Raw genomic sequence first — 26,304 nt, 5'->3', positions numbered from 1 at the left:
CCCGCCCCATCCTCATATAACTATTATCACTTTATTTATTTGCACCTACTTAATCAACATCCTACCTCCCGCTTCTTCTGTCAGCATTCCCACTCGCTATGAATCTCAGTTCAGAGGTTTACAAGCGCGACAAGACTATCGAGTAATTAACCTTTGGGAAGTAGACGCAGAGTTAGTTTTTCAACAACCTCTTCCTTCCTTAATTCCTTTTGTTCCAATACTCCAAGGTGGTGGTAACGAATCGAAAGTCCGACAAGCTTTGCAGGTTTTACGAACGGATGAACAGTTAAATGATTTAGAATCTTTGCTAGCATTTTTTGCTAGCTTTGTCTTAGAAACTCCCTTAGTTCAGCAAATTATGAGGTGGGATATGGCAGTTTTACGTGAATCTCCTTGGTATCAAGAAATTCTCCAAAAAGGTGTGGAACAAGGTTTACAACTAGGTAGAGAACAAACTTTACGACAAGGGCTATTTTCTACTATCGCTTTGGGTTTAGAATTGAAATTTGGCACGGAAGGTTTACAGCTAATGCCAGAAATTGAACAAATAGAAGATGTGGCGACATTAGAAGCAATTGTGCAAGGAATTAAAACCTTAAATACTCTTGATGAGTTGCGGCAAATTTACAGATAAATTTGTTAGTAAATGATTGGGTTAGAGGTAAGTGCGATCGCCAAATTTCCCTTAAACCTTCCCTCAGTTCCTCCACTGATTCAACCATCGTATTTGCCCAATCCAATCAGCTACTTCGGTTTCCGACAGCAACCTATCCAACGCAAAAATCAACTCAGAAAGTGTCCAACTGTTTTGAGCCGCTAAGATAATACCACAATGTTCGGAATAGCGTTCAGCTAAAACCAAAAAATCCCGGATATTAAAAGTAAAAATACACCTTCCCTGATTTGTTGCTCCTAACAATTGAGTTTGATCGTTAGCGTCTAAAGGCATCCAATCAGTCGGTGTGCGAGTCACATCATGTCCGCGAGAAATTAAAGCTTGTTGTAATGCTTTAATAGAGGTATCCGCATCTAAATGTAACTTTGGTTTAGACATTAGCTGCTTCCAAAGTTTGCTCTGATGCGATCGCCTCGTTTATTTCCTGCTTATTAACAGCATAAAAAGCCAAAGCTTGATTTACCTGCTTCTCTGTAATGCCATACTCCCCAGCTATTTCTGTTGTAGATAAACCCCATTTTTGGTTAGCGATCGCAATTACTTGCACCCGCAAGCCAATACCACGCAATACTGGTACTAACTCACCGCTAGCACCCCAACGATATGTAATATCAGGGAATTTTGCCATATCAAATTGTTGGCTTAGTTCACCTACTTTTTCCGCCACAGCCCATAAAATAAATTCATTCAGAGAAACCCCTTGATCTGTGGCAAATTTCTCTGCTTTTTGCTGCAATTGAATTGGTAAGTTTAACGAGTAATTTGTCATTGTTTTTTAACCTGACAATACCACAATAAATTATATCATAAATTCTTGACTTTTCAACACTTCAAATTCTCCTTTACCTCACCCACCTTAAACCATTTCGTTCTTGATACTCTAAAATATACGCTACATTCTTTTGTTCTAAAGGTGTTAACAAATTATCAGGAAAACTTTCTGGTGAATAAATTGGACGATACCAAGATTGACTACTAAAATATTTTTGTAATTCCTGACTTCTAAACCTTCTGCCATAACGGGCATAAATTGAATTTCGCAAAACATCTAACTCTAAAGCATTTTTATCAAATAAATCTGCATCAGTAACTTGTCTTTGGGAAATCCAGGTAAAATCGTAATTTTTGGGAAAGTTTATTTTCGGAGTAACAGCTATACTTTGTTTTAAATTTGATTGGGGAATAGGGTTGAAAAATGCTTTATAGATTATCGGTATACTAACTAAAGTCATAATAATCATGCTACCAATAATCAGCAAGTTTTTTTGGTTTATTTGCTCTATGGGGGCAGTATTTTGCTCCTGAGTTTCATCAGTTTTTTTTGGAGAATTAGTGGCTAATAAAGTTACAGTTGAAGGTATAATAGTAGTATCTAATTCTAATGCTGCTAACATCTCTTTGGCGGTTTGGTAGCGATCGCGCCAATGAGACTGAACAGCCTTATTTAAAACTGCCACTAAACGAGGACTAATATTAACAGCATATTTCTGCCATAAAATCTCACCCGTTTGATGATCTATATCCAAAATTTTCGGACTCCGACGAGTTAACAAATAAATTGCTGTCATCCCTAAACTATATAAATCACTAGCATAAACAGGTCTACCCGCCGCTTGTTCAGCAGGCATAAAACCACTGGTTCCAATGACAATAGAACTGGTGGTACTACCATGAGAATTTATGATAGTTCCCATCATTTCTTTGACTGCACCAAAATCAATTAAAACAGGTTTACCGTCGGTTTGTCTGATGATAATATTGTCCGGTTTAATATCTCGATGCACCATCCTTTTGCTATGAACATAATCTAAAACAGGCAAAATATCCAGCATAAATTCCCGGACAAAACTTTCGCTTTGAGCACCTTCTAATTGTAGTTTTTTACCTAAAGTTTCTCCAGCAATCCATTCTTGAACTAAATAAAATTGGTCATCAATGGTAAAATAAGCGTATAATTTAGGGATCTGTTGATTCCCATCACCTAATTCTTCTAAAACTACGGCTTCCCGTGCAAATCTTTCTTTGACTAACTGGTAAACTTCGGGTTTATTTTCAATAAGTTTCAGTTGCTTAATTACACAGCGGCGTTTCGATGGCATATTGGTATCTTCTGCCAAAAAAGTCTCACCAAAACCACCACTACCCAATTTTCGGAGTAAAAGATAGCGGTTATTCAGAAGTTCCTGTATCATTGGCGTTCACAGGTTCATTTTTGCTGACTAGCTTCCAAATCTATGCTACAACTATAACTTTGTTGCGATCGCTATTTCCCAACAAAAAATAACTTTTATCATTCAAACCTAACCAACTAACAAAACAATGGGCGACATTCAAATTATCCGCGACTTCTACTCATTTTCCGAACAAACAAATCGCACCCTCCGCATCTTTACCCCTGACGCTTACCAGGAACAACCTTACAGGCGGTTTCCAGTGCTTTATATGTTTGATGGGCAAAACATCTTTTCTCACCCGGAATCTGCGGTTTATGATACTTGGTGCGCCAATATTGCTCTAGAAGAGTTAATATCTCAAAGGACTATCGACCCTTGGATTATTGTCGGGATCGATCACTTACCCAACCGAATGGAAGAATATTCCCCTTGGCAAGATGGACGGGGACATTTAACATCGGAGTTTTTAGTCAATAGTTTAAAACCTTATATCGATCGCCAATATCGCACCATCACAGACCCTCAGAATACAGCAATTTTAGGCTCAAGTATGGGGGGATTATTTGCTTTGTATATCGGCAAAACTTATCCCCAACTTTTTGGACGCATTGGCGGTATTTCTCCCGCTTTAATGTTTGGTGGAGATTTCATGTTTCGCTATTGGGATAGACACACTCGGTTTTGGTCAAAAATTCTTTTGTACGTCGGTAGTGCTGAACAATACAACTATTATGGAACTGAATTAGATTTCGTTCCGATTAACGAGTATTTCTATCAACATTTGAAAAATTTAGGTTACAGCGAACAAGAATTATCTTTTGTCCTCGGTGAAGATGAGATTCATCACGAAACTGCTTGGCAAAAACGTTTACCAGAAATGTTAACTTGGTTGTTAGAACCAACCGTAGGAAAAGGATGGTTTTAAAATGTTTACTAGTTGAAGAGTTAATAGTAAAGTAAAATCATGAATACTGCTACCCAAACGATAAGTTTAGAGGAATTTTTACAACTTCCCGAAACCCAACCTGCTGCTGAATTAATCAAGGGAGAAATTATCCAAAAAGCTATGCCACAGGGAGAACATAGTGTACTTCAAGGAGAATTATGTGAAGCGATTAATCGAGTAACTAAACCCAGGAAAATTGCTTATGCTTTTCCAGAATTACGCTGTACTTTTGCGGGAGATTCGATCGTTCCAGATGTAGCAGTGTTTCGTTGGGAAAGAATTCCATTTAGTACTTCAGGAAGAATTGTTAATCGTTTTGAAATTCACCCTGATTGGGCAATTGAAATTTTATCACCGGATCAAAGTCAAACTAAAGTACTAAAAAAACTGCTTCATTGTTGTGAAAATGGTACTGAGTTAGGTTGGTTGATTGATCCAGAGGAAGAAAGTATTTTGATTGTTTTTGGCGATCGCAAAGTACAACTATTGGAAGGAAATACTAAATTACCAATCCTTCAAGGAATTGATTTAGAGTTAACTGTTGAACAGGTTTTTAGTTGGTTGACGCTTTAATGTTGTTAGGATGAGATTGAGCAAAAAGCGATCGCATTCCATCTAAAAGGTTTCCAAAAAGATAGTTTTCCTATTCCATAACCTGTTCCTATTTGCGAAGATTTTCAGGTATAATAAACTAAAGGTTTAATGGCAGATAATGAAAAGCGAAGTTGCAGAAAAACTGTTTACCTTTGAAGAATATCTAGCTTATGACGATGGCACAGATAACCGCTATGAATTAGTTGATGGAAGGTTAGAACTGATGAATCCTCCAACTTTTAGGCATTTGCTTATTGCTAAGTTTGCTGAACAAATATTTGATACCGAAATCAAACGTTTAGGTTTACGTTGGGTATGTTTTAGAGAAGCGGGAATTAGAACGGGATGGCGAAAGTCGAGATTATCTGATCTTTATATTGTACCTGTTGAACAAGTGCGGGAATTTTTGGATCGATCGGCTATTACTGAAATACCACCATTGTTAGCAGTTGAAGTTGTCAGTCCTGAATCTGTGAGTCGAGATTATCGTTTTAAGCGTTCTGAATATGCAGCGTTAGAGATTCCCGAATATTGGATTGTCGATCCGATGAAGTCAAAAGTTACAGTTTTGTTGTGGGAAGAAGGTTTATATGAAGAAACGGTTTTTACAGGTAATCAAAATATTGTTTTTCGGACTTTTCCAGAGTTACTATTAACAGTTGAACAAGTATTAGCGGCTGGTAATATTGGTTAGCATGAAGTTATAGCTCGGGAGCGGTAAATGAATCATGGCTATGTTAAATATTTCACTACCTGAATCAATTCAAGCATTTATTGAGGAACAGGTGACAAAAGGAGGTTATAGTAACGCAAATGAGTATATTCTACATCTCATTCATCAAGAACAAGTGAAGATTGCACAGATTGAGTCCCTCTTATTAGAAGGGTTAGATAGTGGTGAATTGCTTGAAGTAACAGATGATTGGTGGGAGCAAAAACGCGCTCAATTGGTGCAAGGTATTCAAGATATAGAAGAATGACAAAGAAGATTTTTATCACCCCAAAAGCGAGTCAGGATATAGATGACCATTTTGCGTACATTTCTGGGAATAATTCTGATACAGCATTGCGATTTTTTGACGCAGTACGTCAGACATTAGCTAGATTAGCTCAAATGTCTGGTATGGGTCGCCTTTATCCAGTTAATAATTCTCGTTTGGAGGGATTGCGGAAATGGTCAGTTAAGGGATTTGATCGGTATCTGATTTTTTATTTGTCTTTTGATGCGGATATTAAAATTGTAAGAATTCTCCATGCTACACGAGATATTGAGGCGATTTTGGAACAAGAAGAGGGATTGTAATGGCTAATTTTCAACTATTTGATGAGGTTAAGTTAACTGAAAATATTCCCTTAACTGATGGCGGAGTGGCGCAGGTAGGAACTGTCGGCGCAGTTGTGGAAGTTTTGGGGAATGGACAGGCGTATCTTGTAGAATTGTTTGGTAACTGGGTTAAGTATGATGAGCATGGAGATTTTATCCCAGCGACTCAAGATGAACCTGGCTCATTTATGGAGACTATTGGAGTAGAAACTGTTTATCCTCATCAATTAGTTTTAACGATTCCTGCTCGTGAAGCAATGGGAGTTCGAGAACATTTAACAGCAGTTTTAGATAGTTTATCCGATGATTTAGTTGCTGAAGTTCGTGATTTTGCTGAGTTTTTACAACAAAAGAAACAATAAAAGCAGGTGAGTTGAAAAGTGAGATTATTGGAGAAAGCCCTGGCGTTGACCAGCGCTTTCTGTTTTGGAATCAATTTTCTCGTTTCCGTTTTTTCATCTGGTTCAGTCCCATCTCACCACGCATTCGATCCAACTCGACATCAATTTCGTCTACTGGTTGAGGCAATTGCGAGTGCGATCGTTGAGCTTTAGCTTTCTGTAATTCCTTCTGGACAGGCCAGGGGAAAAGCGCCAAGTAAATGAATGCAGCCAGAACCGTAACAGGGAAGAAAAGCATAATTAGCAATATCCAAAGCGCAGATCCTTTAAATCCCATCTTGGTTAAGATCCGATACCAAAGGAATCCTACTATCAGCAAGGCAAGTAATACGCTAACTGGAACCATTATGGGCACTCCTGTTCAAATGCTGAACCACCCGCACTAAAACCGCCGATACGGGAACGAGGCATTTTACCGGATCGCACTTTTTGAAGCTCATCTCTAGTCATCAAGTACAGCTGATTGTTCCCTTGTCGAAAATATCTCTCTGTCAGTTTTTCCAGAATAGCGATCGCAGATTTTCGGCTACCCAATTTTAGGAAAGCATAAACCATTGAATGCTGTATGCCTACATCACTTGGATCGTACTTAGCAGCTAATTTCCAATCCTCTAAAGCTTGTTTGTAATCGCCTAGTGCTGCTAGTGCCTCTGCCCGGTTATCTAAAATTGTTGCTGGTCGATTACTGCCAATGCTCAATGCTTGGTTGTAGTTGGCTATCGCCTCTGTGTATCGATTTTTAGAATGGTGGGCAATTCCCCGATAAAAGTAAGCATTTGAAAATCTGGGATTGATGCGAATCGCTTGAGAGAACGAGGTAATAGCTTCACCGTGCCGATTGTCGTGTAATTCAATGGCACCACGACAGAACAAATCTTTAGCTGACTGGGCCGATGCTGGTAGAGCAATTAAAACCGAAAGTATTAGAGTGCTTGATATTCGTTTGAACATAACCTGAGTACTGGAAAGTACATACCTATAATTCCCAGTCCGGTTGCACTAATTAATATCCAGCTTGTCGTCGTTACCAATTCCCTATCGCCCATAATATAGCAACCGCCAAGGCGGTTAAGGCATTCTTTATTTTCCTGTTGCCTGTTCCCTGTTGCCTTTTAATCAAAACATTATGCCTTAACCGATATGTCTGTTGCTATACAACACTCGCCACACTTTCTATAAGTCATTGCCTAGAATCGGATATTCCGATCGCTCAAATTGCTTTATGGGTTGGGAACAGTCCGCAAACTATTTGACAACATTATGCAGGTGTGGTTACTTCGGTAGACTTTCCAGATTTGTGACGCATCAATCACCCATCAAAGGCATCAAACGATCGCGCAGCGCTGCGCGATCGCAAATTGCAAAAACCGTGATATTGTTAGGGTGTAGAGTGGGCGACGAGGGACTCGAACCCGCAACCAATAGATTAAGAGTCTACTGCTCTACCATTGAGCTAGTCGCCCGTTTAGATTTATTATCATAGCAAATTTAGCTGGATTTTGGAAGTAGTAGTGAAAAATTTTTCACAAAACTTTGAAATTTTGGCTAATTAAACAGTTCTCAACTTCGTTGATTGCAGCTTAATTTGCTGTGGAGAACACCTTTTGAGTTTGCCCTTTGCTCTCCGGTAAAAAATCATTTTCCCTTAAAATTTCATAAAGATTCACGTCAGTTTCTAACAAGCAAGCATGACCGCTATCTGGTAAAATTGTCATCTTCGCATTGGGAAAATTTTGTACTAAATACTGCACTTCTGAAACAGATGGTAACAGGCGATCGGCAGCACTGCCAATTAAAAACACTGGTTGAGTAATCCGGCGTAACTCATTAGGATGAACTTGAAATTGTTGGAGGAGAGAAAGTCGCCAAATCGAAGTTTTTTGGGGGACAATTTGTACTGCTTGAACTAACGCTTGGCGATCGATCGGTGCTATCCTACCCATAGCTGCTAACACAGGTAAACCAATCAACGATCCTAATTGATAAAAAGAATTTGGTACCCATTGAGTTAAAGGAATTGCCGCGTACATCCAAGGACGACGACTCATTGAAGAAGCAGGATTAACTAAAATTATTTTGTCAAACAACCAAGGCGCTTTCACAGCAACCTTCATCGCCAAACAACCGCCAAAAGATTCCCCACATAAGTAAACAGATTTACGGGGATTTGTTTTCAATTCAGCTTCAATTAAATTAATTACTTGTTCGGTAAGTTCATTCCAACTAGTTAAATCATCTGGCGGAATCGCTAAACAACGAATGTCAAATCCTTGTTCTAACCCAGCAGTTTGACAACGTAACAGCTGACCTGTACCATCCATTCCTGGCAAAAATATGAATAAAGGAAAATCTTGCTTAATTTGTGTGGGAGTTAAAAAACAGGGATGACTTTTAATCTGTGGCATTTTTAAATCGATATTAAACAGCTATTTTCAATTAAGTTTACCCAAAATACAGAACAAAACTGACAACTTAATTACAGCCTTGACGCAGTAATTCGCTAATTTCAGTTTGGCAGTAATCTGTCAGTTCAGCAACGACGGTTTTCATCTGTTTTCCTTTGAATCCTTGTCTTACAGAAGAGGTAATCCAATAAGGACGACCAATTAAAACATTAACTCGTTGATACACTACTAAAGGATGCCAACCAGAATTATTAAAGAACGGTTCTGAAGGATCAAACCAGCTTAACAGTTTTAATGGTACTGCTGAACTCACATTCTCTTCCAGAGAAGCGATCGCCACTGGTAAAATAGACAACCTTTCCACCGGAGATCTTAACGCCAAATGAGCAAAACCCCTGTGAAATTCCCCCATCGTTTCCGGCTTGGTAAACTCTACCATTGGTTGTGCTCCTTCAGGAAACAAACCTACCACTTGCTGTTTCTCAAACAAATTAATAGCCTGTTGGAAAAATTTCTTTTGCGGTTTTCCCATCTCCTCCAAAGGGAAACAGCCTAATCTAGTCACCAAATCCCGCATCACTGGCACTTGTCCCATATAATGATGACAAGCAAACCGGATCGGACGACCGATCGCTGACATCAGCAATGGCGCATCCATAAAACTGCGATGATTACTCACCACTAACATAGACCCTGCTGGAGGGATACGCTCCTGATGATGGAGAAACAGCTTGGTTTTGGTAGCTGCTAGCAATAGTTGTGAAACTAACAATGGTTCGGAATACATAACTTGTCCTAATTCACTACAACCAGATAATAAGGGATAGTTGAATAAATAATTTTTCGATAGTTTGGCTAATATTTTTGACTAAGTGTAACTCCACTCCTTAATAATTGTTAACTTTCTTTCAGCTAAATTGACAAATATCTTCCGATAGAGACGCAATAGGTACAGCTGAGGTATATTAGAAAGGTTAATCTAGTAAAATTTTATACAATTGTTACAATATCAGATTAGATTATAATAAATGTAAAAAATACCCAGAAAACCTGTATTCAAAACCCTCATGTATGATTAAAAGCAGTTTATGAGGGTTTATTGCCATTTTTTTCCATGAATTATACCGATAGTAAAAAAACCTTTGCTCTGACAACACCCCTATATTACGTAAACGATATACCTCACATAGGTAGCGCTTATACGACGATCGCAGCCGACGTAGTAGCCAGATACCAGAGAATGCGAGGAAATTCGGTGTTGCTAATTACCGGAAACGACGAACACGGACAAAAGATTGAACGCGCTGCCCAAGCTAGAGGACTATCACCCCAAGTACACTGCGATGAAATAGTTACTGGGTTCGAGAAACTTTGGCAAAAGCTAAATATCCAGTACGATCGCTTTAGTCGGACTACAGCAGAACGGCATCATGCGATCGTCAAAGAGTTCTTTCACCGAGTTTGGGATGCTGGCGACATCTACCTGAGTCAACAAAAAGGCTGGTATTGTGTAGCTTGTGAAGAATTTAAAGAAGAACGCGAACTCCTCGAAGGCAGGCGTTGTTCCCTTCACCCCAACAAAGAAGTTGAGTGGCGCGACGAAGAAAACTACTTCTTCCGCCTTTCCAAATACCAAACTCAACTGGAAAAACTCTATCAAGAACGACCAGACTTTATTCAACCAGAAACTCGCCGCAACGAAGTCCTCAATTTTGTGAGTCAAGGTTTGCAAGACTTCTCGATTTCGCGAGTTAACTTAGATTGGGGCTTTCCCATACCTACAGATCCCAAACATACCATTTACGTCTGGTTTGATGCCCTTCTAGGTTATGTTACCGCCCTTCTGGAACCGGATGAAGAACCGACCATTAAGAATGCTTTAGCTAAATGGTGGCCGATCGACTTACATTTGATTGGTAAAGACATTCTGAGATTTCATGCAGTTTACTGGCCTGCAATGTTAATGTCAGCCAATGTTGCTTTACCAGGAAGAGTGTTTGGACATGGCTTTTTAACCAAAGATGGGCAGAAAATTAGTAAAACTCTCGGTAATACGATCGATCCGATCGCTTTGGTCGATCGCTATGGAGCCGACGCAGTTCGTTACTATTTTATGAAAGAAATCGAATTCGGCAAAGATGGCGACTTTAACGAAGTAAATCGGTTTATTCCCATTCTTAACGCCGACCTAGCCAACGACTTGGGCAACTTGCTCAATCGTACTTTGAAAATGGCTTACAAATACTGTGGTGGTGAAGTTCCCAATGTAAATGGTGCAGACATTCCCGCAGAAAACCCCTTAAAAACAATTGGTTTGACATTAGGTACACAAGTTGCCCAAGCTTATGAAAATTTAGCTTTTAGCAACGCTTGTGAAGCTGTTCTGGGCATGATTCGCACTGGTAACAAGTATATCGATGAACAAGCACCTTGGACATTGTATAAACAAGGAAACCAGCCAGCAGTTGAGCAAGTGCTCTATTCTGTTTTAGAATCTGTGCGATTGGCAGCTTATTTATTGTCACCAATTATCCCTGGTATCAGCAACGACATTTATCAACAATTAGGCTTTGGTACAAATTTTAATGACAAAACTCAATTATCTAATACAGCAGACTTTACGGTTCATGCTAGTTGGGGAACCTTACCTGCAAAACAAAAGTTAGGCGAACCTCGTCCGATTTTTCAAAAATTGGAAGTTGCGGAAACTAGTTCTTAATTAAACCCTAAAGCCATTCCCGGCTATATAAATGTGGAAAAATTAGGAGTACATTGATTTGCTCGATTTGACTGATAAAAAATGAGGCATAATAATCATGTTAAATAATTTGGAAAAAGACTCTCTATTCACGCCAGAACAAGTTCTGGAAAATCGAGGTAGAGTCGCCATCTTTATTGATGGTTCAAATTTGTTTTATGCAGCCTTGCAATTGGGAATAGAAATAGACTATACCAAGTTATTGTGTAGGTTGACGGCTGGTTCTCGGTTGTTGCGATCGTTCTTTTATACAGGAGTCGATCGCACCAATGAAAAACAACAAGGTTTTTTATTGTGGATGCGGCGCAATGGTTATCGCGTCATTGCTAAAGACTTAGTGCAATTACCAGATGGTTCTAAAAAAGCCAATTTAGATGTGGAAATTGCTGTAGATATGATGGCTTTAGTAGGCTCTTATGATACAGCAGTTTTAGTTAGTGGTGATGGCGATTTAGCTTATGCGGTAGATGCAGTTAGTTATCGCGGTGTGCGCGTAGAAGTTGTCAGTTTGCGTTCCATGACTAGCGATAGTTTAATCAATGTTGCCGATCGCTATATTGACCTAGAAAACATCAAAGAAGATATCCAAAAAACCCAGCGTCAAGGAGGTTATATCTATCGCCCATTGTCTGGAATTGGATTATTAGATGACGAAAAAGACGACGATTAAACAACAAATAAAAACAACCATTTAAAATTTACTGTCGCCTAGATCCCCGACTTCTTCAAGAAGTCGGGGATCTGTTTACTCAGATCTTGCGCCAAGAGGCAGAGCCTCCATTCTTCGTTCCCAGCTTGAACCTGGGAACGAGGATCAGGGAGGTTCCACCTCCTTTGAGTGCCAGATCTGAGTTTAAGCGATTTGTAGCTATAATTTCTCTGAAATGATGAGTTTGAGGAAAATTACTCTGAATAAACTAATCTTTTTAAAACTAATCTTAATCGGGTTATTGTTTGGTATGGTAGCCTGTGATAGTGAAGGGAGGACAGCCAGAAAGCTAGCTGAAGATAGTAGACTAGCTCAAGAAAGAGCATTAGCCAAAGAATCAGATAGTAACCTGACATTGAACGATGTCATCCTCGATAAAGTTGATGATTCAGGTCGGACTTTGTGGAAAATCAAAGCCAAACAAGCTGTTTATAGTAATGATAAAAAAGATGCAAAAATTTTAAGTCCCATTGGAGATTTATTTCAAGATGGCAAATTAGTATATCAAGTTAGCGGTCAAACCGGAGAGATTAAAGAAGATGGCAAACAAATGTTTCTCAAAGGTCAAATTGTTGCTACAGATATACAAAATGGTGTAGTGTTGCGAGGTAATGAATTAGAATGGCGACCAGAAGAAGATATTTTAATTGTACGGAATCAATTAACTGGAACTCATAAACAAGTACAAGCATCAGCGCAAGAAGCGAGGGCGTTTAGTCGGGCGAAGAAAATAGAATTTATTGGACAAGTGGTGGCAAAAGCGATCGATCCCCCGTTAATCATGAAAACCGAAAAGTTATTTTGGCAAGTGCAAGAACAGAAAATGTTTAGCGATCGCTTTACGCAAATTGACCGCTACAATGGACAAAAGATTACCGACCGCGCCACAGGTAATCAAGGAGAAGTAGACTTAAAAAACAAAATCGCCAAACTGGGAAAAAACGGACAAGTTACCTTTGACGAACCTCCAATGCAAATTGCTAGTAATGCTATTGTCTGGAATTTAAATACTAAAATAGTCTCCTCAAATCAACCAGTAACTATTTACCAAAGAGAACAACAAATCACCTTAAACGCTAGTCAAGGTAGAGTTGAATTAACCCCACAAATTGCTTACTTAATCGGCGGTGTCCAAGGTACAGGTCAAAAACCACCTTCCAACCTGCGAACTGATGAAATGACTTGGTATTTAGAAACTCAGCAATTTGCCGCCAATGGCAATGTTTTCTATCAACAAACTGACCCACCATTAACTTTAAATGGCCCCAAAGCCTTTGGAAACCTCAAAGAGCAAAAAATCGCTATTACTGGAAATGGTAATAACTCTCCAGTCATCACTGAAATTGTCCCACAGGGCAGGGGGGCAGGGCGGCAGGGGAGATGAGGGGATGGGGGGATGGGGAGATGGGGGGAATCCCAAATCTACATAAACAACTCTCCCCACCTCCCTGTTCCCTGTTCCCTGTTCCCTGTTCCCTTTATTCCCTTTACCCTTTAAGCTTTTCGGTTTCCCCTTCTTTTGCTTGTGCCTTCTGCCCTCTGCCTTCTGCCTTTGTTCTGCCTTTGAGGATAATTTGGTTACGATCGCTTGCCCCAATGCGTTTGACGTAGTTGAGGCTAGCGCGAGTGGGAAGGACTACTACAGGCGGAGTTAAAGTGGTTCCCCATTTTTGGCTCAAATTTTGTAGTAAAAGGTCTTGTTTGGCGCGTAAACCTAAAACATCGTTACCTCGGTTGACGATCGCAAACCACACCAAACCGCGATCGCGTGTCGGCATCACTCCCGCTAAAGCACTGACATCTCGTAAAGTCCCTGTTTTAATCACAGTTGCTTGGGGAATGTGACGATGCAACATTGTACCATTGCGATCGCTACCAGAAACCGGGAAAAAATCGCCGATCGTCAATCCTAAAGGTTGCAATTTCCGTTGTAGTGCCATTAACATTCCACAAACTGCCCTGGCAGAAATCCGATTTTCCACACCTAAACCAGAACCATTAATTAATTGAATTTCTGCCAAAGGCACACCCGCAGCACTCGCCGCCAATCTCCTTACTACTTGCGCCCCTCCCAAAGATTCAGCAATACTTTCTGCCATTTCATTACTGCTGAAAATATTCATTTCTTTCAACAGTTGAGTTAGAGTTAAAGAACGGTGACGTAATAATAAGTTTGGTTTAGTTTGTTGTGGGCCTGTTTCGGGGTTTTCCACCTTTACACCACCGAAAATTTCCAATTGAGGTTTGGGAGTACCTTGAGGCATTTGGGAATATCTCAAAATCAGCGATCTAGACCAAGTGCGAAAATTAAAAGACTGCATGAGCATTTGACCCGATGGCAAAGCATTCCGGTTGCCATTCATCGCAAATCTCCCCCGAATCACCAATTTTCCCGTGACTTTTTTAATTCCCAGGCGATTTAAAGAATTAGCCATTGCAATGCCATCTTGCCAAACAAACAACGGATCGCCATTGCCATTGACAAGTAAATCTCCCTGTAATACCCCGTTATTTATCGGCCCGGTGGCACTAATGAGCGTCTCAAACTGGTGGGAATGATCCCAGGTAGATAGGGCAGCCAAAGAGGTAGCAATCTTCGTCAGAGAGGCAGCAGGCAAAGGAATAGAACCTTGATTATTAGCTAAAACTACTGGCCCCGACTGCATCCAAATTGCTTGTTGTCCGATCGGATGTTGTTTCCCTAACTCCTTTAAATATTGCTCAACTATACTCGCCGTCTGCGGTTCCGGCGCAGCTGCGAGTACAAATCCCGCATTACCAGGCCAAACCATTTCTTGTGCAGTATTCAACCCAGAACTGCGAATTCCTGCCATATCCAACCACGCAGACATTAACCCAGAACTAAATAATTCCAACACTTTGAAACGCTCCTCAACACGAATTTTAGATTTTAGATTTTAGATTTTACTTTTAGCAATTTAGATTTTGCCTCAAAATAAGGGAACAGGGAACGGGAGTAGGGGGTAGGGGAGTTTTTCCCTAACCCCTACCCCCTAACCCCTACCCCCTCCTCCCAAATCAAAACTTTCTTCCGTAAAGGTTGATTTTTGGATCGAAGCCATCTGGTAAAATCTTTGATGTTTCTACTACATTGATCAATGGGATCAGCTAGGGCACGAATTGCAATAGACGCGATGGGTGGGGATCATGCCCCCGCCGAAATAGTCGCTGGCGCACTTAGAGCAAGAGAAGAATTAGACGTAGAAGTTCTACTGGTAGGCGATTCTTCTCAAATCGAAGCGGCTCTAGGTCAACAAGCAAACTCATTTCCGATCGAAATTGTGCCTTCAGAAGGCACGATCGAAATGCACGAAGAACCACTGAGCGGTATAAAACGCAAGCCGAAAGCTTCCATCAACGTCGCAATGGATTTGGTGAAGCAAAAACGGGCTGATGCAGTGGTTTCGGCAGGACATTCTGGCGCAGCAATGGCAGCAGCTTTGTTGCGCTTAGGAAGGTTGAAAGGAATCGATCGACCAGCTATAGGCGCAGTTTTACCGACCATCTTGGCTGATAAATCGGTGCTACTTCTCGATGTGGGGGCAAATGTCGATTGTCGTCCCAAATTCTTGGAACAGTTCGCTGTCATGGGATCGATTTACAGCCAATATGTTCTAGGTGTGGCAGAACCGAAAGTCGGCTTACTCAATATCGGTGAAGAACCGGGTAAGGGTAACGATTTGGCAATTCGTACTCACCAAATGCTCGAACAGAATCAAAAAATCTCTTTTGTGGGCAATGCGGAAGGTCGAGATATCCTTTCGGGTAACTTTGATGTGGTGGTTTGTGATGGCTTCGCTGGTAATGTCTTGCTCAAATTTGCTGAGGCTGTGGGCGAAGTAATGTTGCAAATCCTCAAAGAAGAATTGCCTCAAGGTTTGCATGGTTTTATGGGTGTTGCTTTGCTTAAACCTAACCTAAAACGGATTAAGCAACGGGTAGATCATGCCGAACATGGTGGAGGGTTGCTTTTAGGTGTGGCTGGAATTTGTATTATTAGTCATGGATCGTCACAAGCTCCTTCGATTTTTAATGCAATTCGGTTGGCTAAAGAAGCGATCGATCACCAAGTACTAGAAAGAATTTCATCCAACTATCACCAACCTGCTGCACCAGCGGCTGAGGTCGAGTAATAATGTTGCAGCAATTAGGAAAAGGCGTTGCCATCATCGGAAGTGGTGCCGCAACACCAGCGGTTTCTTTAACTAATCAAGATCTCAGTCAGATTGTCGATACCTCTGATGAATGGATTGCTACGCGCACAGGCATTCGGGAACGGCGTTTGGCTGTCCCCGGTCAATCTTTGTGTGAGTTGGCTAGCATTGCCGGAGAAAGGGCGATCGCAATGGCTGGGATCTCTCCTGAAGATATCGATTTGATTATCCTGGCGACTTCTACCGCAGATGACCTATTTGGCACTGCCAGCCAAATTCAAGGGAAAATCGGCGCAACTAAAGCAGTAGCGTTCGATCTCACAGCTGCTTGTTCGGGTTTTGTCTTCGCCTTGGTGACAGGTGCTCAGTTCATCCGTAACGGCGTTTATCGAAACGTACTGTTAATCGGGGGGGATATCCTCTCTCGTTGGGTGGATTGGTCCGATCGCCGCACCTGTATTCTATTTGGCGATGGTGCTGGGGCGGTGGTAATGCAAGCAACTGAGTCAGATAGTGAAGTGAGCGACCGCTTATTAGGTTTTGAAATCCGCAGTGATGGCACCCAAAATCATTATCTCAACCTCAGTTACAAAAGCGAAGCTAAAGAATTAGTCGCAGGAGTTTCGATTAATCAAGGCAATTTTCAACCAATCACTATGAACGGACAAGAAGTTTATCGCTTCGCCGTCAAACGAGTCCCAGAAGTAATTGAAAAAGCCCTGTTTCGCGCCAATTTAACAGTTGACCAAATAGATTGGTTAATCTTACATCAAGCTAACCAAAGAATACTTGATGCTGTGGCGCAACGGTTGAAAATTCCCCCCGAAAAAGTCATCAGTAATCTGGCTAATTATGGCAACACTTCTGCGGCATCAATTGCGATCGCCTTAGATGAAGCAGTTAGATGTGGCAAAATTAAAGCAGGAGATACGATCGCCACCGCAGGTTTTGGTGCAGGATTAACTTGGGGTGCCGCAATCTTTCAATGGGGTAAATAAGCTAAAAAAAAGCTAATCAACCCAGGAGAATTACTATGACTTTCACTGTCCGGGATTTAGAAAAATTCCCAGCGCAACTCTCCCCAGAATATGAGGATTACAAAATTCCAGAATTATTTCCTGGCTGGGAATTGCCCATAACTGAATTATGGCCTCCCGTCTTCGATTAAAAAAGTTTATGTTTTCCTTAGTTCATTTGTTGATGATTAACAAATGACCAACTACCAATTACCAATGACCAATAACAAACAATGACAAAAACTGCATGGGTGTTTCCCGGACAAGGTTCACAAAAAATAGGTATGGGAGGAGATTTAGTAGAATTTCCTCATGGCAAAAATAAATTTTATCAAGCCGAACAAATACTAGGTTGGTCAGTCAGAGAAATTTGCCAAAGTCAAGAGGATAAAGTTTCACACACCCTTTACACCCAGCCTTGTTTATATGTAATAGAAAGCATTTTGGCTGAACTAATGCAAGAAAAAGGACAGCAACCAAACTTAGTTGCTGGACATAGTTTAGGCGAATATGTTGCCCTGCAAGTTGCCGGAGTTTTTGACTTTGAAACAGGTTTGCGCTTAGTCAAAAAACGCGCAGAATTAATGGATAGTGCCGCCGGAGGCATGATGGCGGCATTAATCGGATTTGACGAAAAGCAGTTAACAGAAGTAATCGAAAAAACGCCAGATTTAGTGTTAGCAAATGATAACAGTTCCGCTCAAGTAGTAATTTCTGGAACTCCCGAAGCAATAGAAATTGCCTTATCCCAAATCAAAGCGAAAAAGGCTGTTAAATTGAATGTTTCTGGCGCTTTTCATTCCCCATTAATGGCACCAGCCGCCGCCGAATTTCAAGAAGTTTTAGATGCTGTTACCTTCAACGATGCCCAAGTTCCAGTAATGTCAAATGTTGACCCGACACCAGCAACAGAAGCAGCTGTTTTAAAACAACGCCTTTCCCAACAAATGACAGGTTCAGTACGTTGGCGAGAAATTTGTTTAGCCTTACCGGAAGCAGGTGTAGAAAAAGTAGTAGAAATTGGCCCCGGAAAAGTTCTCACAGGTTTAATTAAACGCACCTGCCCTAATTTAAACTTAGAAAATATTACTAGCGCCGCCGATTTACCAACCCAATAAACATCTCCTTTCAAAGATTGTAGAGACGCTTTCAAAGATTGTAGAGACGTTGTATAAAACGTCTCTACAAGGGTTCGGTGGTAACGCACCTTTAATTTCTGGAGATGTCTAACAACCCCCTGTAGCCCCCCTGCTCCCTTAACAATAAAGTTACGAAATTATGCCCAGAAACCGAGAACCTTTGGTTAGTTTGATGCTTTACCACGCCTTTAAATGGTCGGTGGTTAGCCCTATGTTACACCTTTATTTTCGGGGGAAAATTTATGGTGCCCAACAGGTGCCAAAAGAAGGGCCACTATTAGTAGTAAGTAATCATGCGAGTAATTTTGACCCACCAATTGTTTCCTGTTCTGTGCGTCGTCCGGTAGCTTTTATGGCGAAAGAAGAGTTGTTTGCTGTGCCAGTTTTAGGTAAGGCGATTCGATTGTATGGTGCTTATCCGGTGAATCGGTTGTCTGCCGATCGCAGCGCCATTCGTTCCGCCTTACAATATCTAGAACAAGGATGGGCGACAGGTGTATTTTTGCAAGGCACTCGCACTCCCGATGGTAAGATTACCGAACCAAAATTAGGTGCAGCGATGATTGCAGCCAAAGCAAAAGCGCCTTTATTACCAGTCAGTTTGTGGGGTACAGAAAAAATCGAGCAAAAAGGTTCAGCCATTCCCCAAGTAGTACCAGTAACAGTACGAATAGGCGAAATAATCCAGCCTCCTAGTTCCAACAGTAAAGATGAATTAGAAGCCATAACCCAAAAATGCACTGCTGTAATTAATGCGCTACATGACTTAGGACGGTAACTTGGGGACTGGGGACTGGTGATTGCTGAGAACTCTTGGGATTGGGACAAGGGTAAGTTCATTAACTCAAAACTCAAAACTTACCTAGTCCCTAGTCCCTAGTTCCCAGTCCCCTTGCACCGGGCAAAATTCTGTAGTCAGAAAGAGTTACCTTTGAGAAATAGCAAGTTAGAATAAGCCATAATTAACTTTATTAGTCATTGGTCAGCTGTTATAAGTCATTGATTATTAGACAAAAGTCTTGAGATTTTGACAAATGACTTTTGACTTTTGACAAATCACTCAACCATTACTTTTAACAAATGCAAGATTTAAAAGCAGAATTAACAGCATCCTTAGATGAAGCAGAATGGCAATGGTTATTGCCTCATGTTGCTCGTGATTCTTTGATTATTGTTACTCCTGGACTAAATATAGTTGATGTGGGAGTTGCGATCGCAAATAATAACGTTCTTTTAGTCGAAAATTGGATTAACGAACAACTGATTTCTAAACCCTCCTTAAATCAGATGACACAATGGCAAGCTAACATGAGTAAAAGGTTTAATGCGCTAATAGTGCAGCCTTTTGTATTAATCCAAGAACTCCCAGCAACTAACCAAAATTATCCTTAAACATATAGGGAAAATTGCTTCAAAAACCTTAACCGCTCTCCCTTGCTCCCCTGCTCCCCTTTGGGCATCTAACTTTAAAAAATATGAGTGAACCACCTCCACATAATTTCTGGGAGCGACTTAATAACTTAGTTTTAGTTCGCTTTTTATTAATATTTGCTTCCGGTTGGGCTTTAGTACAATGTTTAGCATACTTTGAAACCATCATTGTCATTTTTAGTTTAGCAGCAGTCCTCGCCTTTCTCCTCAGCTATCCTGTAAACTGGCTGAAGCGTTTCTTACCTCATGGACTAGCCGTTAGTTTAGTTTTTTTGTCAAGTTTAGTAATTTTTGGCTGGTTTACTGTTACTGTCGGATTAGCAATTGTTTCTCAAGGGCAACAACTTCTGGATACTTTACCTGATTTTGTTAATTCCTTTACGCCTTTAGTAGCACAACTAGAAAATTATCTGCGTTCTCGACACTTACAGGTTGATTTTAGTACCCTGGAAAAATCCTTGCGAGATCAACTACCCACTTTTATTAATGCTAGTTTTACCACCTCCCAAATAGTCTTAGATTACTTGGTAAAATTGGTTTTAATTGAAGTTGTGGCTTTTTTCATGTTGTTAGATGGCGAACAACTTTGGTCTTTTGTGTTGCGTGTAGTTCCCAAGCATTCAAGGAAAAGGTTCACACTTATAGTTAAACGTAATTTTGTCGGATTTTTTCGGGGCCAAATGCTGCTAAGTTTATTCTTTACTATAGCTGCTTTTATTGTGTTTTTATTTCTCCAGGTGCCATTAGCTTTAATTTTAGCGGTAATTGTCGGATTGTTTCAGTTAATTCCCGGAATTGGAGCTACTTTAGGGATTGGTTTAGTCTGTTTAATTTTATTACCTAAAAGTGTTGGTTTAGCATTTAATGTTCTCATAGCTTCCATTATTCTTCAGCAAATTAAGGATAATTTATTAGCACCCCGCATTATGCAAAATTCGCTAAATATTAACCCAGTAATAGGCTTTTTTGCTTTATTAGTTGGTTATCGCATAGCCGGGTTACTGGGAATTTTCCTCGCCACTCCTATTGCAGGAGTATTTCTCAGCTGGTTTGGTATTGAGAACAAAAGAAGAATCAATTGGGATTAAATTAAAAGTAGCTATTGAGAAAAATATCGGCTGAAATTTTCCCCAGTACTACCAGTAATTACCCATAATATAGCTCTAGCTCCATCGCGGAGGGCTTTTTCGATTGGTTCGGGAGATTTTTGGGAGGGAACTGGGACAGATTTAAACACAATTCCTCGACTTCCTAGCACTACTTCACCGATAACTTGAGCACGACGAATATGATAATCAGAGGTAACTAAATAAACACTGGTAATACCTTTAGCTTTTAATTCATCGGCTAAGGTTGTAAAATTTGTAACTGTATCTACTGCTCGATCGTCAAAGTGAATTTTTTCTGAATTAATTCCCGCTTTAATAAAAATTCTCCTGACATAATTATTATATTTTCCTGAACCACCCGAAGAAATCCAAATCTCTAAATTCTCTAAATTCCGTTGTTTCCTGACAAATTGGGCGGTAAACTTTTCCCGTTCCAAAGCAGAGGTTGAACCACCCAGCATTAAAACTGCTTGGGGTGTTTCTAAGCCTCTGATTTGCTTATAGCTAAACCAAAACAATAAGGGTGAAAGTAACGTCAGTAACTTTAGGCTGCTGCTGAATTTACGAGAAGATTTACCTCGTAACTTCTTTCTTCGCCGGCTGGGTTGAATCTTGAGAACCATGAATCGATACAATAATACGCTAAATTTTCGCAATCACGCAGCCGATGATACCCCACTAGAGGTTTAGCTTCAACCCCAAATGCAATCTGCTGAAAAAAAAGTGATGATTCGAGAGTATCAGATGAAGGGACGCTTCCTAGATACCCGACTTCTTGAAGAAGTCGGGTATCTAAATCTAGAAAATCCAAAATCTAAAATTGAATAACGGGACTGATGGGATTTGAACCCATGACCTAGCGCTTCAGATTTGTGTGAGTTTCCCCACTCTCTGGACTATACCTTCACCATTAGCTAAAAGCTTTTAGGTGGTAGCCGTCTTGTCTCTACACCTTCCTGACTCGAACCTCTACTGTTAATAGTTTGTCGGAGGGAGTCAGGCTTGGCTCGGTATTGCCATGAAGTGTAAGAACACTCAACAATTCAATAAGGTTCTTTTCACTTTTTAGGTTTCACCGACTTTGACCACATTCACACATAGAGTTTCCTGCTATGGTGCCCGAATTTCAGGAGGCGCTCGCTCTATCCAGCTGAGCCACAGCCCCAAATACAAAGCCATCATAGCAAAAATTAATCGGATTTATGCAGTGAAGCCCCAAACCTAGATCCCCCCTAGCCCCCCTTACAAAGGGGGGAATTTAAGAGAGCCCCCTTTGTAAGGGGGTTGGGGGATCTGAGTTTAATCTGATTTAGACATCCAGGGTTGTTCCCAAGGACTACCGCCAATTTCTAATCCACAAAGGGAACTGCTAGCTTTCAGGATAGTTTGGGATTTTTCGCGCAATTCTAAGGTGAGATTTCCCAGCATGGTATCTTGACAAACAAATTGCATTCCGTCACGAGTTGGAGCACGCAAAGGTGTTCCGGGTAAGTCGGTAGTTCCTAATAATTCCACTTCGTATTGGGAGTTTTTGGCTTGCATTTCCCATTTTCCCCAAGGTTGAATTTGCCAACTGACTTGGGAGTTCCAGGGAACGAATTCGTAGAATTTGCCTTGATAATGAATTCCTACCATTGCGACTGACTCCATCCACCAAAGAATTCCACGTCTACCACCGCCAGCAGTTAAGGCGAGGTCTGGTTGGTCGTCAAAGCAATTACAATTTAGCCAAAACCATTTTTGGGGAAATGCGCCACCCCAGTTTTTTTCGGCGTAAGCTGGCGCGTTGGTGAATTCGTAGCGTTTGCCATTCCACTCTATCCAACCTGTGGCTAAACCGTGCGCCATTAAGATTTGCCATCCGGGTTCAAATATTTGCAGGAAGGAGAAGAAGCCAGCGGTTGATTGTTGTGGTTGTCCGGGGTTTCCCCAACCGTAAATGGGTTGGATCTCGTATTGCCAATGGGCTGTGTGACCTGTGCCGGGGTCGTGAAGGCTTCCTTGATGCCATTTTGCTGTTCCTTGGTATCCTTGCTGGATGTGGCGTGTAAAGTCTTCTGGTGGGAGAAGGCGGGGTTTTAAGAGATCCCCCTCTTGTCCCCCTTGGTAAGGGGGAGGAAAGTTTAAGAGATCCCCCTCCCGTCCCCCTTGAAAAGGGGGAAGCCATTCCGTTTTTCCCCAATGTCCTAGTCCTAAGCTGTCTCGCCATGCCCAAAATTTTTTCATGTCGGGGAAACTGCGGCAAATATATTCATCATTTGGGCCGAGGATTTGGGCACTACCTCCACTGTGTAGTTTACTGCCGATCGGATCTTCAATGGAGTACATGAAGGCGAATGTTTGCCGATGTTCGGGTAGGGTAACTCGATAATACCAACCTTCAAAAAAACGCCTTTCGCTTCCGTCCCAATGATAGCCACTATGGGGTGTTTGTAGTGGATTTGGCATAACTTCAATTAACTGACACCTTTTTTAGTATGAGCAATTTTTTTGAACCGCGAAGACGCGAAGAACGCGAAGGAAGAGAGGAGAGGGTTATCTGTTAGTATCGATCATTTTTTGGGAATACTCAGAATGTCGCTCAATTTACAGTAAAGTTAACCATGCAAGATTTGATTTTTGTCAATACTCTTAAGGGGCATTCTTCTGCGGTGATGTCTGTTGCGTTTAGTCCAGATGGACGAACTTTGGCTAGTGGAAGTCAAGACAAAACTGTGAAAATTTGGCATTTGGTTAATGGCGAATCTGATACTTTGATAGGGCATGGAAAAAGTGATTGGTTTGGCGGAGTTAATGCTGTTGCTTTTAGTCCAAAAGGGCAACTTTTAGCTAGTGGAAGTGATGATAAAACTATTAAAATATGGGATGTGAGTAAGCGAGAGGAAATCTTTACTCTTTCAGGACATTCAGAAAAAGTTTGTGCTGTTGCTATTAGTCCCGATGGGCAATTTTTGATTAGCGGCAGTCATGACAAAACTATTAAAGTTTGGCGCATAGAGAATGGAGAGCAAATATTAACGCTGAATGGACATTCAGACGCAGTTTTATCTGTAGCTTTTACTCCTGACGATCGGGCTATTGTTAGCAGTGCTGGTGGTAATGATAAAACTATCAGGATTTGGTATTTAGCAAACAAAAAATTGCTTACTCTTGCAGGACATTCTGATTGGTTTGCTGGGATAAATTCTGTTGCTGTTAGCCTTGATGGTAAAATTATTGCTAGTGGAAGTCAGGATAAGACTATCAAGATTTGGGGGCGAGAAAATGGTAAGGAAATTCACACTCTTCAAGGTCATTCTGATTGGGTTTGTTCTGTAGCTTTTAGTCCAAATGGTAAGATTTTGGCTAGTGCTAGTAAAGATAAAACGGTCAAGTTATGGGATTTAGCTACTGGGCAAATTATTGGTAGTATCAATTATCAAGAGGCTGTTTATTCTGTGGCTTTTAGTCCTAATGGTAAGTATTTTGCTAGCGGGGGTGGAGATAAAAATATTACGATTTTGCCTGTTGATTTGTAAAAAGGTTATTTCATTGTAAAGTGGCTTGGTTACATGGTAAAATTATAATAGTAGCGAAAACACTACTATTATAATTTAGCGTTGTGATTAAAATATTCAGTAATCTCTATTTCCTGAAAATATGGCAAAGTTAACTCCTGAAATTAGCCAAAATATTGCATTGTTAAAACAACAGTTATTAGATATTGTTGATGAAGCTACAGCAGCGGAGTTAACATTATTTGAGCGATTTGGTGAAACATCGGAGACTATGACTCCCCTTAATGATCTCAGGGATATAGCTGAACAAGCATCGACTCGCTTTTCACAGTTTGCTAATATTCAGGGCTCTTTCGGGTTAATGGGGAAAAATGTTCATTTTTGTTACAAACTAGGGAAACGGTGCGTTAGGCACGGGAACTTATTTATGGGTTGAAATGCTGAATTTATCGCCCGTGCCTAACACACCCTACATTTAAATAAGATTTTGTTATCACCATAAATCCGGGAGAGCCATATTCAGTTACCCATAGCCCAATCTCAACCAATCGCCTCTGGGGATTTGCTACAGTTTTTAAATGAGAAAATAACTAACGCCCAAGTTCGCATTCCAGCATTACAGCGCAGTGTTCAAGAAATCAAACAAGATTGGAGTTTACCATGACTAACTTTACCATGCCCGACCCAGAAAAAGTTAAACAAACCAGTGCCAAAGCTCGTCGTGCTATTCAAGAAATGGAAATAGCTGGTTTAGAACTGCAAGCAGCTATTGATATGTTAGAACAGCAAAGTCGGCAACAGCGTTTGGAAAGGTTGAAATCAACGTTGAAAAATAGTATTTGAGGAATTTTTGGGGTTAAGTACGATCGCACTGTTACATTCAACAAACTCTAGGGAATACTAACTGTAGACTGAGTTAATCTACCTCCTATTATGAGTTATTGCCTTAACCCCAATTCTACAAAACCCCAAAACCCCGAAAACACAAACTTTTGTCAAACCTGGGAATGTGTAAAAACTTTAAGTCATGCTAACTGGGTTTTTGCTGTTGCTATCAGTCCCAATGGTGAAATTTTCGCTAGTGCTAGTAGAGATAAAAGTGTAAAAATTTGGCATCTTGATACAGGGAAATTATTACACACATTAGATGGTCATGCCGCATGGGTGAGGTGTCTTGCTTTTAGTCCAGATGGTCAAACTCTTGTGAGTGGAAGTGATGACAGCAGTATTAAAATTTGGCAAGTAAATACAGGCAAATTACTCAAAACTTTTACAATAAACTCAGCCCCAGTTTGGTCTGTTGGTTTTAGTCGAGATGGGCAGAATATTATTACTGGTAGCAAGGATGGTATTATCAAAGTTTTGCATTTAGAAATGGGGCAAATTTTACAAGTTATAAAAGGACATTCTGACTCTGTTTACTCTCTTGCTATTAGCCCTGATGGACAAAGTTTTGTTAGTGGAAGTTATGACAAAACAATAAAATTAGGTTCTCTAAAACGAGGGAAATTTTCGCAAACTTTTCCAGGTCATTCAACTTGGGTTACTTCTGTAACTATGAGTCCAGACGGACAAATTATTGCTAGTGGTTGTTACGATAAAACTATAAAATTATGGCAGGTAAGCACAGGTGAAGAACTAGCCACTTTAAACAAACATCATAGTAATGTTTGGTCAGTATCTTTTCATCCCAATGGTAAAATATTAGCTAGCGGAAGTGCCGATCGCACTATCAGAATATGGCAGATTGAAACAGGACAAATAATTTGTATTCTTAGGGATCATTCTGACTGGGTTAATTCTGTTGCTTTTTGTCCTCAAGGAAATAGAATTGTTAGTGGTAGTAATGATATGACAGTCAAAATTTGGCGATGTGATTGAAATAGTCAGTAAGTAGGTAGATGTCAATAAAGTGAAAACTCTCGTCGGGCAGGATGCCCACCCCACAGT

At 40.6% G+C, this 26,304-nt stretch carries 31 protein-coding genes and 1 tRNA gene; 21 read left to right on the top strand and 11 right to left on the bottom strand.

The window, feature by feature from the left end:
* A partial coding sequence (locus tag ACE1CC_RS25550; RefSeq protein ID WP_459563919.1) for an RpnC/YadD family protein occupies positions 1 to 634 on the top strand: 634 nt, incomplete at its 5' end.
* Between the two features lie 63 nt (positions 635 to 697).
* On the opposite strand, the gene ACE1CC_RS25545 is transcribed toward ACE1CC_RS25550, so the two are convergent.
* From ACE1CC_RS25545 to ACE1CC_RS25535, 3 genes are all read right to left on the bottom strand, one after another.
* Positions 698 to 1,054 carry a DUF5615 family PIN-like protein gene (locus ACE1CC_RS25545; RefSeq protein ID WP_413273252.1) on the bottom strand — a complete coding sequence of 119 codons (357 nt, stop codon included), beginning with the start codon at positions 1,052 to 1,054 and terminating at the stop codon, positions 698 to 700.
* On the bottom strand, positions 1,047 to 1,445 hold the full coding sequence (locus tag ACE1CC_RS25540; RefSeq protein WP_413273251.1) for a DUF433 domain-containing protein: 399 nt from the start codon (positions 1,443 to 1,445) through the stop codon (positions 1,047 to 1,049). The genes ACE1CC_RS25545 and ACE1CC_RS25540 overlap by 8 nt, the downstream gene beginning before the upstream one ends.
* A 73-nt stretch (positions 1,446 to 1,518) precedes the next feature.
* Positions 1,519 to 2,868: a protein kinase domain-containing protein gene (locus ACE1CC_RS25535; RefSeq protein WP_413273250.1), complete on the bottom strand. Its 1,350-nt coding sequence runs from the start codon at positions 2,866 to 2,868 to the stop codon at positions 1,519 to 1,521.
* Between the two features lie 127 nt (positions 2,869 to 2,995).
* On the opposite strand from ACE1CC_RS25535, the gene ACE1CC_RS25530 reads away from it, so the two are divergent.
* The 6 genes from ACE1CC_RS25530 (at position 2,996) to ACE1CC_RS25505 (ending at position 6,076) form a co-directional block, all read left to right on the top strand.
* Positions 2,996 to 3,775 carry an alpha/beta hydrolase gene (locus tag ACE1CC_RS25530; RefSeq protein ID WP_413273249.1) on the top strand — a complete coding sequence of 260 codons (780 nt, stop codon included), beginning with the start codon at positions 2,996 to 2,998 and terminating at the stop codon, positions 3,773 to 3,775.
* A 39-nt stretch (positions 3,776 to 3,814) separates the two neighbouring features.
* Positions 3,815 to 4,369 carry a Uma2 family endonuclease gene (locus ACE1CC_RS25525; protein ID WP_413273248.1) on the top strand — a complete coding sequence of 185 codons (555 nt, stop codon included), beginning with the start codon at positions 3,815 to 3,817 and terminating at the stop codon, positions 4,367 to 4,369.
* Positions 4,370 to 4,508: 139 nt separating this feature from the next.
* Positions 4,509 to 5,084: a Uma2 family endonuclease gene (locus ACE1CC_RS25520; protein WP_413273247.1), complete on the top strand. Its 576-nt coding sequence runs from the start codon at positions 4,509 to 4,511 to the stop codon at positions 5,082 to 5,084.
* A gap of 34 nt (positions 5,085 to 5,118) precedes the next feature.
* Positions 5,119 to 5,370: a ribbon-helix-helix domain-containing protein gene (locus tag ACE1CC_RS25515; RefSeq protein ID WP_413273246.1), complete on the top strand. Its 252-nt coding sequence runs from the start codon at positions 5,119 to 5,121 to the stop codon at positions 5,368 to 5,370.
* The gene (locus tag ACE1CC_RS25510) at positions 5,367 to 5,693 is read left to right on the top strand and encodes a type II toxin-antitoxin system RelE/ParE family toxin (RefSeq protein WP_413273245.1); all 327 of its coding nucleotides are present in this window, start codon (positions 5,367 to 5,369) and stop codon (positions 5,691 to 5,693) included. The genes ACE1CC_RS25515 and ACE1CC_RS25510 overlap by 4 nt, the downstream gene beginning before the upstream one ends.
* Complete coding sequence (locus ACE1CC_RS25505; protein WP_413273244.1) at positions 5,693 to 6,076, top strand: hypothetical protein; 384 nt, start codon at positions 5,693 to 5,695, stop codon at positions 6,074 to 6,076. Before ACE1CC_RS25510 ends, ACE1CC_RS25505 begins: the two co-directional genes overlap by 1 nt.
* A gap of 70 nt (positions 6,077 to 6,146) precedes the next feature.
* On the opposite strand, the gene ACE1CC_RS25500 is transcribed toward ACE1CC_RS25505, so the two are convergent.
* The 5 genes from ACE1CC_RS25500 to ACE1CC_RS25480 form a co-directional block, all read right to left on the bottom strand.
* Positions 6,147 to 6,461 carry a hypothetical protein gene (locus tag ACE1CC_RS25500; protein ID WP_413273243.1) on the bottom strand — a complete coding sequence of 105 codons (315 nt, stop codon included), beginning with the start codon at positions 6,459 to 6,461 and terminating at the stop codon, positions 6,147 to 6,149.
* Positions 6,461 to 7,066 (bottom strand): tetratricopeptide repeat protein, encoded by a 606-nt coding sequence (locus ACE1CC_RS25495; protein ID WP_413273242.1) that lies wholly within the window; start codon positions 7,064 to 7,066, stop codon positions 6,461 to 6,463. The genes ACE1CC_RS25500 and ACE1CC_RS25495 overlap by 1 nt, the downstream gene beginning before the upstream one ends.
* Before the next feature lie 440 nt (positions 7,067 to 7,506).
* Positions 7,507 to 7,578 (bottom strand) — tRNA-Lys (locus ACE1CC_RS25490).
* Positions 7,579 to 7,695: 117 nt separating this feature from the next.
* Positions 7,696 to 8,520 carry an alpha/beta fold hydrolase gene (locus ACE1CC_RS25485; RefSeq protein WP_413273241.1) on the bottom strand — a complete coding sequence of 275 codons (825 nt, stop codon included), beginning with the start codon at positions 8,518 to 8,520 and terminating at the stop codon, positions 7,696 to 7,698.
* Between the two features lie 67 nt (positions 8,521 to 8,587).
* Positions 8,588 to 9,307, bottom strand: a complete 720-nt coding sequence (locus tag ACE1CC_RS25480) for a lysophospholipid acyltransferase family protein (protein WP_413273240.1) — start codon at positions 9,305 to 9,307, stop codon at positions 8,588 to 8,590.
* A 327-nt stretch (positions 9,308 to 9,634) separates the two neighbouring features.
* On the opposite strand from ACE1CC_RS25480, the gene metG reads away from it, so the two are divergent.
* From metG to lptC, 3 genes are all read left to right on the top strand, one after another.
* Positions 9,635 to 11,239: a methionine--tRNA ligase gene (gene metG, locus ACE1CC_RS25475; RefSeq protein ID WP_413273239.1), complete on the top strand. Its 1,605-nt coding sequence runs from the start codon at positions 9,635 to 9,637 to the stop codon at positions 11,237 to 11,239.
* Positions 11,240 to 11,336: 97 nt separating this feature from the next.
* Complete coding sequence (locus ACE1CC_RS25470; protein WP_073595429.1) at positions 11,337 to 11,948, top strand: LabA-like NYN domain-containing protein; 612 nt, start codon at positions 11,337 to 11,339, stop codon at positions 11,946 to 11,948.
* Between the two features lie 289 nt (positions 11,949 to 12,237).
* Positions 12,238 to 13,371 (top strand): LPS export ABC transporter periplasmic protein LptC, encoded by a 1,134-nt coding sequence (gene lptC, locus ACE1CC_RS25465; RefSeq protein ID WP_413273238.1) that lies wholly within the window; start codon positions 12,238 to 12,240, stop codon positions 13,369 to 13,371.
* Between the two features lie 103 nt (positions 13,372 to 13,474).
* Here lptC and ACE1CC_RS25460 read toward each other — a convergent pair whose 3' ends face one another.
* On the bottom strand, positions 13,475 to 14,866 hold the full coding sequence (locus ACE1CC_RS25460; protein WP_413273237.1) for a D-alanyl-D-alanine carboxypeptidase: 1,392 nt from the start codon (positions 14,864 to 14,866) through the stop codon (positions 13,475 to 13,477).
* Between the two features lie 240 nt (positions 14,867 to 15,106).
* Here ACE1CC_RS25460 and plsX point away from each other — a divergent pair, with 240 nt between their 5' ends.
* The 7 genes from plsX to ACE1CC_RS25425 all read left to right on the top strand — a co-directional run bounded on the left by plsX (position 15,107) and on the right by ACE1CC_RS25425 (position 20,836).
* Positions 15,107 to 16,141 (top strand): phosphate acyltransferase PlsX, encoded by a 1,035-nt coding sequence (plsX, locus tag ACE1CC_RS25455; protein WP_413273236.1) that lies wholly within the window; start codon positions 15,107 to 15,109, stop codon positions 16,139 to 16,141.
* Between the two features lie 2 nt (positions 16,142 to 16,143).
* The gene (locus ACE1CC_RS25450; RefSeq protein WP_413273235.1) at positions 16,144 to 17,160 is read left to right on the top strand and encodes a beta-ketoacyl-ACP synthase 3; all 1,017 of its coding nucleotides are present in this window, start codon (positions 16,144 to 16,146) and stop codon (positions 17,158 to 17,160) included.
* 35 nt (positions 17,161 to 17,195) lie between these two features.
* A complete protein-coding gene (locus ACE1CC_RS25445) occupies positions 17,196 to 17,330 on the top strand; it encodes a hypothetical protein (RefSeq protein WP_413273234.1) in 135 nt (44 codons plus the stop codon).
* Between the two features lie 81 nt (positions 17,331 to 17,411).
* Positions 17,412 to 18,296, top strand: coding sequence for an ACP S-malonyltransferase (gene fabD / locus ACE1CC_RS25440; protein WP_413273233.1), 885 nt, complete (start codon positions 17,412 to 17,414; stop codon positions 18,294 to 18,296).
* A gap of 160 nt (positions 18,297 to 18,456) precedes the next feature.
* On the top strand, positions 18,457 to 19,095 hold the full coding sequence (locus tag ACE1CC_RS25435; protein ID WP_413273232.1) for a lysophospholipid acyltransferase family protein: 639 nt from the start codon (positions 18,457 to 18,459) through the stop codon (positions 19,093 to 19,095).
* A gap of 302 nt (positions 19,096 to 19,397) precedes the next feature.
* The gene (locus ACE1CC_RS25430) at positions 19,398 to 19,709 is read left to right on the top strand and encodes a DUF2288 domain-containing protein (protein ID WP_413273231.1); all 312 of its coding nucleotides are present in this window, start codon (positions 19,398 to 19,400) and stop codon (positions 19,707 to 19,709) included.
* 83 nt (positions 19,710 to 19,792) lie between these two features.
* Entirely contained in the window at positions 19,793 to 20,836 is a 1,044-nt protein-coding gene (locus tag ACE1CC_RS25425) for an AI-2E family transporter (protein WP_413273230.1), read from the top strand.
* An 11-nt stretch (positions 20,837 to 20,847) separates the two neighbouring features.
* Here ACE1CC_RS25425 and ACE1CC_RS25420 read toward each other — a convergent pair whose 3' ends face one another.
* Positions 20,848 to 21,480, bottom strand: coding sequence for a YdcF family protein (locus tag ACE1CC_RS25420; RefSeq protein WP_413273229.1), 633 nt, complete (start codon positions 21,478 to 21,480; stop codon positions 20,848 to 20,850).
* Positions 21,481 to 22,156: 676 nt separating this feature from the next.
* Positions 22,157 to 23,305, bottom strand: coding sequence for a tocopherol cyclase family protein (locus ACE1CC_RS25415; RefSeq protein WP_413273228.1), 1,149 nt, complete (start codon positions 23,303 to 23,305; stop codon positions 22,157 to 22,159).
* Positions 23,306 to 23,460: 155 nt separating this feature from the next.
* Between ACE1CC_RS25415 and ACE1CC_RS25410 the strand changes: the two genes are divergently transcribed.
* The 4 genes from ACE1CC_RS25410 to ACE1CC_RS25395 all read left to right on the top strand — a co-directional run bounded on the left by ACE1CC_RS25410 (position 23,461) and on the right by ACE1CC_RS25395 (position 26,235).
* Positions 23,461 to 24,375 carry a WD40 repeat domain-containing protein gene (locus ACE1CC_RS25410; protein WP_413273227.1) on the top strand — a complete coding sequence of 305 codons (915 nt, stop codon included), beginning with the start codon at positions 23,461 to 23,463 and terminating at the stop codon, positions 24,373 to 24,375.
* A gap of 121 nt (positions 24,376 to 24,496) precedes the next feature.
* Positions 24,497 to 24,790 carry a hypothetical protein gene (locus ACE1CC_RS25405; protein WP_413273226.1) on the top strand — a complete coding sequence of 98 codons (294 nt, stop codon included), beginning with the start codon at positions 24,497 to 24,499 and terminating at the stop codon, positions 24,788 to 24,790.
* A gap of 224 nt (positions 24,791 to 25,014) precedes the next feature.
* Positions 25,015 to 25,197 carry a hypothetical protein gene (locus ACE1CC_RS25400; protein WP_413273225.1) on the top strand — a complete coding sequence of 61 codons (183 nt, stop codon included), beginning with the start codon at positions 25,015 to 25,017 and terminating at the stop codon, positions 25,195 to 25,197.
* A 90-nt stretch (positions 25,198 to 25,287) separates the two neighbouring features.
* The gene (locus ACE1CC_RS25395; protein WP_413273224.1) at positions 25,288 to 26,235 is read left to right on the top strand and encodes a WD40 repeat domain-containing protein; all 948 of its coding nucleotides are present in this window, start codon (positions 25,288 to 25,290) and stop codon (positions 26,233 to 26,235) included.
* Positions 26,236 to 26,304: the final 69 nt, after the last annotated feature.

Source organism: Floridaenema aerugineum BLCC-F46 (assembly GCF_041929345.1).
GTDB lineage: Bacteria > Cyanobacteriota > Cyanobacteriia > Cyanobacteriales > Aerosakkonemataceae > Floridanema > Floridanema aerugineum.
The sequence above is the reverse complement of the archived record's forward strand: the minus strand, read 5'-3'. Positions and strand labels throughout refer to the sequence as shown.

Excerpts from the sequence above, each read along its gene's own strand:
- ACE1CC_RS25545 (WP_413273252.1), bottom strand. The coding sequence starts at position 1,054 with ATGTCTAAACCAAAGTTACATTTAGATGCGGATACCTCTATTAAAGCA.
- ACE1CC_RS25540 (WP_413273251.1), bottom strand. The coding sequence starts at position 1,445 with ATGACAAATTACTCGTTAAACTTACCAATTCAATTGCAGCAAAAAGCA.
- ACE1CC_RS25535 (WP_413273250.1), bottom strand. The coding sequence starts at position 2,868 with ATGATACAGGAACTTCTGAATAACCGCTATCTTTTACTCCGAAAATTG.
- ACE1CC_RS25530 (WP_413273249.1), top strand. The coding sequence starts at position 2,996 with ATGGGCGACATTCAAATTATCCGCGACTTCTACTCATTTTCCGAACAA.
- ACE1CC_RS25525 (WP_413273248.1), top strand. The coding sequence starts at position 3,815 with ATGAATACTGCTACCCAAACGATAAGTTTAGAGGAATTTTTACAACTT.
- ACE1CC_RS25520 (WP_413273247.1), top strand. The coding sequence starts at position 4,509 with ATGAAAAGCGAAGTTGCAGAAAAACTGTTTACCTTTGAAGAATATCTA.
- ACE1CC_RS25515 (WP_413273246.1), top strand. The coding sequence starts at position 5,119 with ATGGCTATGTTAAATATTTCACTACCTGAATCAATTCAAGCATTTATT.
- ACE1CC_RS25510 (WP_413273245.1), top strand. The coding sequence starts at position 5,367 with ATGACAAAGAAGATTTTTATCACCCCAAAAGCGAGTCAGGATATAGAT.
- ACE1CC_RS25505 (WP_413273244.1), top strand. The coding sequence starts at position 5,693 with ATGGCTAATTTTCAACTATTTGATGAGGTTAAGTTAACTGAAAATATT.
- ACE1CC_RS25500 (WP_413273243.1), bottom strand. The coding sequence starts at position 6,461 with ATGGTTCCAGTTAGCGTATTACTTGCCTTGCTGATAGTAGGATTCCTT.
- ACE1CC_RS25495 (WP_413273242.1), bottom strand. The coding sequence starts at position 7,066 with ATGTTCAAACGAATATCAAGCACTCTAATACTTTCGGTTTTAATTGCT.
- ACE1CC_RS25485 (WP_413273241.1), bottom strand. The coding sequence starts at position 8,520 with ATGCCACAGATTAAAAGTCATCCCTGTTTTTTAACTCCCACACAAATT.
- ACE1CC_RS25480 (WP_413273240.1), bottom strand. The coding sequence starts at position 9,307 with ATGTATTCCGAACCATTGTTAGTTTCACAACTATTGCTAGCAGCTACC.
- metG (WP_413273239.1), top strand. The coding sequence starts at position 9,635 with ATGAATTATACCGATAGTAAAAAAACCTTTGCTCTGACAACACCCCTA.
- ACE1CC_RS25470 (WP_073595429.1), top strand. The coding sequence starts at position 11,337 with ATGTTAAATAATTTGGAAAAAGACTCTCTATTCACGCCAGAACAAGTT.
- lptC (WP_413273238.1), top strand. The coding sequence starts at position 12,238 with ATGGTAGCCTGTGATAGTGAAGGGAGGACAGCCAGAAAGCTAGCTGAA.
- plsX (WP_413273236.1), top strand. The coding sequence starts at position 15,107 with ATGGGATCAGCTAGGGCACGAATTGCAATAGACGCGATGGGTGGGGAT.
- ACE1CC_RS25450 (WP_413273235.1), top strand. The coding sequence starts at position 16,144 with ATGTTGCAGCAATTAGGAAAAGGCGTTGCCATCATCGGAAGTGGTGCC.
- ACE1CC_RS25445 (WP_413273234.1), top strand. The coding sequence starts at position 17,196 with ATGACTTTCACTGTCCGGGATTTAGAAAAATTCCCAGCGCAACTCTCC.
- fabD (WP_413273233.1), top strand. The coding sequence starts at position 17,412 with ATGACAAAAACTGCATGGGTGTTTCCCGGACAAGGTTCACAAAAAATA.
- ACE1CC_RS25435 (WP_413273232.1), top strand. The coding sequence starts at position 18,457 with ATGCCCAGAAACCGAGAACCTTTGGTTAGTTTGATGCTTTACCACGCC.
- ACE1CC_RS25430 (WP_413273231.1), top strand. The coding sequence starts at position 19,398 with ATGCAAGATTTAAAAGCAGAATTAACAGCATCCTTAGATGAAGCAGAA.
- ACE1CC_RS25425 (WP_413273230.1), top strand. The coding sequence starts at position 19,793 with ATGAGTGAACCACCTCCACATAATTTCTGGGAGCGACTTAATAACTTA.
- ACE1CC_RS25420 (WP_413273229.1), bottom strand. The coding sequence starts at position 21,480 with ATGGTTCTCAAGATTCAACCCAGCCGGCGAAGAAAGAAGTTACGAGGT.
- ACE1CC_RS25415 (WP_413273228.1), bottom strand. The coding sequence starts at position 23,305 with ATGCCAAATCCACTACAAACACCCCATAGTGGCTATCATTGGGACGGA.
- ACE1CC_RS25410 (WP_413273227.1), top strand. The coding sequence starts at position 23,461 with ATGCAAGATTTGATTTTTGTCAATACTCTTAAGGGGCATTCTTCTGCG.
- ACE1CC_RS25405 (WP_413273226.1), top strand. The coding sequence starts at position 24,497 with ATGGCAAAGTTAACTCCTGAAATTAGCCAAAATATTGCATTGTTAAAA.
- ACE1CC_RS25400 (WP_413273225.1), top strand. The coding sequence starts at position 25,015 with ATGACTAACTTTACCATGCCCGACCCAGAAAAAGTTAAACAAACCAGT.
- ACE1CC_RS25395 (WP_413273224.1), top strand. The coding sequence starts at position 25,288 with ATGAGTTATTGCCTTAACCCCAATTCTACAAAACCCCAAAACCCCGAA.